Source organism: Anaerotignum sp. (assembly GCF_031981185.1).
Taxonomy (GTDB): Bacteria; Bacillota; Clostridia; order Lachnospirales; family Anaerotignaceae; genus Chakrabartyella.
In genome coordinates, this window is record NZ_DALYUL010000008.1 from 99,687 (window position 1) to 104,567 (window position 4,881).

5 protein-coding genes are annotated in these 4,881 nt (G+C 39.4%); 3 read left to right on the plus strand and 2 right to left on the minus strand.

Annotated features, from left to right (window positions below; genetic code table 11):
- Positions 1 to 14: 14 nt before the first annotated feature.
- Positions 15 to 227 (plus strand): sporulation transcriptional regulator SpoIIID, encoded by a 213-nt coding sequence (locus RTK36_RS06465; protein ID WP_442871339.1) that lies wholly within the window; start codon positions 15 to 17, stop codon positions 225 to 227.
- 266 nt (positions 228 to 493) lie between these two features.
- Here the strand turns inward: RTK36_RS06465 and RTK36_RS06470 are convergent, their stop codons facing one another.
- The gene (locus tag RTK36_RS06470; protein WP_312045399.1) at positions 494 to 1,150 is read right to left on the minus strand and encodes a Crp/Fnr family transcriptional regulator; all 657 of its coding nucleotides are present in this window, start codon (positions 1,148 to 1,150) and stop codon (positions 494 to 496) included.
- A 157-nt stretch (positions 1,151 to 1,307) separates the two neighbouring features.
- On the opposite strand from RTK36_RS06470, the gene RTK36_RS06475 reads away from it, so the two are divergent.
- Both RTK36_RS06475 and RTK36_RS06480 read left to right on the plus strand, forming a co-directional pair.
- A complete protein-coding gene (locus RTK36_RS06475) occupies positions 1,308 to 1,688 on the plus strand; it encodes a desulfoferrodoxin family protein (protein WP_312045401.1) in 381 nt (126 codons plus the stop codon).
- Positions 1,689 to 1,836: 148 nt separating this feature from the next.
- Positions 1,837 to 4,365: an FAD-dependent oxidoreductase gene (locus tag RTK36_RS06480; RefSeq protein WP_312045403.1), complete on the plus strand. Its 2,529-nt coding sequence runs from the start codon at positions 1,837 to 1,839 to the stop codon at positions 4,363 to 4,365.
- A 144-nt stretch (positions 4,366 to 4,509) separates the two neighbouring features.
- Here the strand turns inward: RTK36_RS06480 and RTK36_RS06485 are convergent.
- Positions 4,510 to 4,881 (minus strand): rubrerythrin family protein (locus RTK36_RS06485; protein WP_312045406.1); only part of this gene is annotated, 372 nt, incomplete at its 5' end.

Below are 4,881 nucleotides of genomic sequence, written 5' to 3' on the forward strand. Positions count from 1 at the left end.
AGGTGGCAAAATTTATGATCCATACTAACGCCACTGTCAGAGAAACGGCGAAAAAATTTGGGATTAGTAAGTCAACGGTACATAAAGATATTACTGACCGTGTAGAACGTATTGATCCGGAATTGGCTCGATCTGTTCGTCGTGTGCTTGAGGTCAATAAAGCTGAACGCCACATTCGGGGCGGTATGGCCACCAAAGAAAAGTATCTTCATAGGTTAAAAGGTTAATTCTTATATTAAGGAAACGCTGATTTATTCCGTGGGCACATATAAAAGGGTGAATTTTTCGTTGAGAAGCAAAAAATTTCCCAGAGCATCTGTACACCCTTTGTTAAATCAGCGGTTCCTAGAAAAACTTATGTGATTGCAAAAAATACAATATGTAACTTTATATTTATTTAGGAAAGAAAAACCCCAATTGCACGAATAAATTTCTTGCAATAGGGGCTTTTTAATTTTAAAAAGGCAAATAAAAGGATTTTCCAATTGTTTGGTCAATATTTGGGTGTATTTAAATAAATATTTTTATCAATAACTTTTACGGTATTGTCTTCCTTCATTCTTTTCAGCTCCCGCATCATTGCACTGCGGTCAATGCAAAGATAATTGGCCAATGCCAGAAACGAAAAAGGAAGTTGAAAGAAATTTTTTCCCGTTTTTGCCGTCTGCAACCGAAAATAGCTTAAAAGCTTTTCACGAATGGTACGATGGCTTAAAATATCTACTTTTTCTGTTAAATTCACAATTTTTCTAGACATAAAAGTAAGTAAATTTTCAATGACTATGCTGTGGTGAGCACAAGCGTTTGCGCATCGTTTTGTAATGTGAGATTTATCTACAAAAAGAATAGCACAATCTTTTTCGCAAATTACGATAAACTCATCGTCATGATCAAAAAAAGAAAAAGCAGCACCGAATATTCCGGAATCCTCAATATATTCCAGCATATCCAAAGACCCATCGGCATTCAACCGGTTAATGGAGACACAGCCATGATATAATAATCCAACTTTTTGACAACCCACATCATACACGTAAGCCGTCTGTTTTTCATGAAAAAATTTTTTTTCTGCTTCAAAGCAAACAATCATTTTTTCAATATCCTCGGCAGTCACACCGGTAAAAATTGGATTTTTACTCAAATTTTTCATAAAAACACCTTCTATTGTTGCAATTGCAACTTTTTTTTTCTCTCTTTTTATGCTATCATATAACTATACAAAAGTAAAAATAAATTTGTATAAAGAAACTGAAGATAATGCATTATAACAAAATATAAACGGTTTAATGATGAAGGAGGAATGCAGCATGACACCAAAATTTTTTAGATGTAATCACTGTAAAAATATTATCCACATGGTAGAGGATAGAGGAGGTACTGTAGTCTGTTGTGGTGAGGCTATGCAGGAATTGAAAGCGAATACCTCTGATGGTGCGTCAGAAAAGCATGTTCCCGTTGTAACTGTAGAGGGAAATAAAGTGAAAGTTGTTGTTGGCAGTGTTGCCCATCCTATGTTAGAAGAGCATCATATTGCTTGGATCTATTTGGAAACAACCCAAGGCGGACAATTGAAGTATTTGGATCACACAGGTGCTCCTGAGGCTGAATTTGCTTTGACAGATAATGAGAAATTAGTAGCAGCGTACGAGTACTGTAATTTACATGGACTTTGGAAGTACGAAGCATAAAAACCAACCCAAAGACCGGTAAATACCGGTCTTTGTTTTTTTAGAAATAAAATTGAAACCATGTATGTAGCTTAAATCTAAAGGAATCATACAAAGGCGTATAGTAAGCAATTTAATTGCGCATACAGTATACAACAAGGAGGGTCTCATGAATACATTACAGTTAAAAAAAGACCTGTATTGGGCAGGTATTTTAGATAAAGATCTACGCGTGTTTGATATTATTATGAACACCGAGTTTGGCACCACATATAACTCTTACATTTTAAAATGCGGGGATAAGACCGTTTTATTCGAAACAGCGAAAGCAAAGTTTTTTGATGAATATGAAAAAGCAATTTCTGAAAAGCTAGATGTAGAGAATATTGATTATATTGTTGTTGATCATACAGAGCCGGATCATGCAGGAAGCTTGCAGAGCATTATTGAAAAATGCCCTCGTGCAAAAATCATTGCAACACCAACGGCTATTGGCTTTTTGAAACAAATTGTGAATCGTGATTTTTATAGTATTCCCGTGAATGATAAGGATGAACTGCACATTGGCGATAAAACCCTGCGTTTTTATTCCCTGCCAAACCTTCACTGGCCTGATAGCATGTATACTTACATTGTTGAGGATAAGGTTTTGGTTACCTGTGATTCCTTTGGCTCCCATTATGCCCATGATGGCATTTTAAGAAGCACTGTAACGGATGAAGAAGGCTATATGCGTGCCACTAAATATTATTTTGATAATATTTTAGGACCCTTTAAACAGCCTTATATGACGGCAGCATTGGATGTGGTGAAGTCCTTGGAAATTGATATGATTTGCACAGGTCATGGCCCTGTTTTGGATAGTCATATTGAGGAACTGATTCAAATTTACGAGGAATGGTGTAAGGTTCCTGTAAATGAGAAAAAAACCGTTGTAATACCTTATGTAAGTGCTTATGGCTATACCGGTGAGTTGGCAGAGAAAATTGCTGATGGTATTCGTGACAGCGGCGACATTGAAGTAAAGATTTATGATATGGTAACGGCAGATGCCGGCGAGGTTTTGGGAGAAATTGGGCCCGCAGAAGGTCTCTTGTTTGGTACTCCTACTATTTTGGGAGATGCATTAAAGCCAATTTGGGATTTAGCTACTTCATTATATTCCCCCATTCATGGTGGAAAACTTGCTAGTGCCTTTGGTAGTTACGGTTGGAGCGGCGAGGGTGTGCCTCATTTGATTGAGCGCTTGAAACAGTTGAATATGCGTGTATTAGATGGCTATCGTGTACAATTTAAACCTTCAGAAAAAGAGCTTTTGGAAGCTTTTGAGTTTGGATATCGTTTTGGTCAGAAATTACAGCAAAAGGAAATGCCAAAAAAATCAGGAGCAAGATCAACATTGGTGAAATGTTTGGTTTGTGGTGAAATTTTAGATTCCTCCTTGGAACGTTGCCCTGTTTGTGGCGTTGGGCCTGAAAATTTTGCGCCAATTGAAGTGGAAACCGTTGCTTTCTACAAGGAAAGCCTAGAGAACTTTGTGATTCTGGGCGGTGGTACTGCAGCGCTCAATGCGGCAAAAGCCATTCGAGAGCGAAACAAAACGGCGAAAATCACCATGGTATCAGAAGAAAAGGAATTGCCTTATGATAGACCTATGCTGACAAAAAATATGTTTGGCGCGTTAAGCGGTGATGCCATTGCCAGTGAAGATCGGGCTTGGTATGAGGATAATCATGTCACCATTAAATTAGGCACCAAGGTAGAAAAGTTGGATATTCAAAAGAAAGAAGCACATCTTTCCAATGGTGAGGTATTGCCTTATGATAAGTGCGTTTACGCTTTGGGTGCAAATAGCTTTGTACCTCCCATCAAAGGAAAAGATTTGGAAGGTGTAACCGCAATCAGAACCATTTCTGATGTAGAAAAGGTAAGCCATTGGGCAATGAACGCAAAATCTGCTGTGGTAATCGGCGGTGGCGTATTAGGCCTTGAAGCTGCTTGGGAATTGCGTAAAGAAAAGCTTCAGGTAACAGTTTTAGAGGGCGCGCCTGTTTTGATGGCAGGGAAGATTGATAGCGAAGCGGTTGAAATGCTCACCAAGATTGCCAGCGACCAAGGCATCCGCATTGTGACTGGAGCGAAGATTTCCGAGCTTAAAGGAAATGGTAAGGTTGAAAGCGTTTTATTAGATGGCGGCGAAAGCATCCCGGCAGATATCGTGATTATCTCCACAGGTGTTCGTGCAAGCATTGCCTTGGCTAACGAGGCCGGCATTACTTGTGATCGTGCTGTTGTTGTAGACGAAGCAATGCGCACCAATGTGCCTGATGTTTATGCTTGCGGCGATTGTGCCCAGTATCAGGGTATGAATATTGCAATTTGGCCTGTGGCGTCTGAAATGGGACGTATTGCAGGTGCAAATGCGGCGGGGGATAGCCTAACCTATGGCCAAAAGACCTATGGTGTAACGTTAGCGGCACTGGGAACCATGCTTTATGCTATGGGTGATCCAGGCAGTAAAGAGGGCTTAACTTATAAGACCATGCAGGTGAAGGATGAAAGAAAGGGTATTTTGGAGAAATATTATTTCTTAAACAACACCATCTGTGGTGCCATCCTCTTGGGGGATACCTCGAAGCTTGCAAAAGTAACGGAAGCAATCGAAGAAATGAAGAGCTTTGCAGAGTTTATCAAATAAATTATAATAATATGCAAAAGGGTGTCGGCTTTGCCGGCACCCTTAAAATTTGGATGAAACAACATAAAGAAAAGAGAATTGACAGGGGGCATCAATTCTCTTTTTGTTTCTGTGTATCTTTTAAATTACTGAGGAAAGTGCGCCTTAGTAATTTTGGGAAGCTAAACGGAAATAGGACTGAGGATGGTTGCAAACGGGACAGAGTCCGGGAGCATCCTTACCAACATGTCTGTGACCACAGTTTTCACACTGCCATACGCTTTCTTCCTCTTTTGAAAATACTGCACCAGTCTTCACATTTTCTAAAAGCTGGCGATATCTCTCTTCATGTTCCTTTTCAATCTTTGCCACTCCCTCAAAAAGATAAGCAATACGGTCAAAGCCCTCTTCTTTTGCTTCTTTTGCAAAGTTTGCATACATATCTGTCCATTCATAATTTTCGCCCATTGCTGCATCCAAAAGGTTTTCTGCTGTAGATGGCACTGTGCCGCCATGTAAGAGTTTAAACCAAAGTTT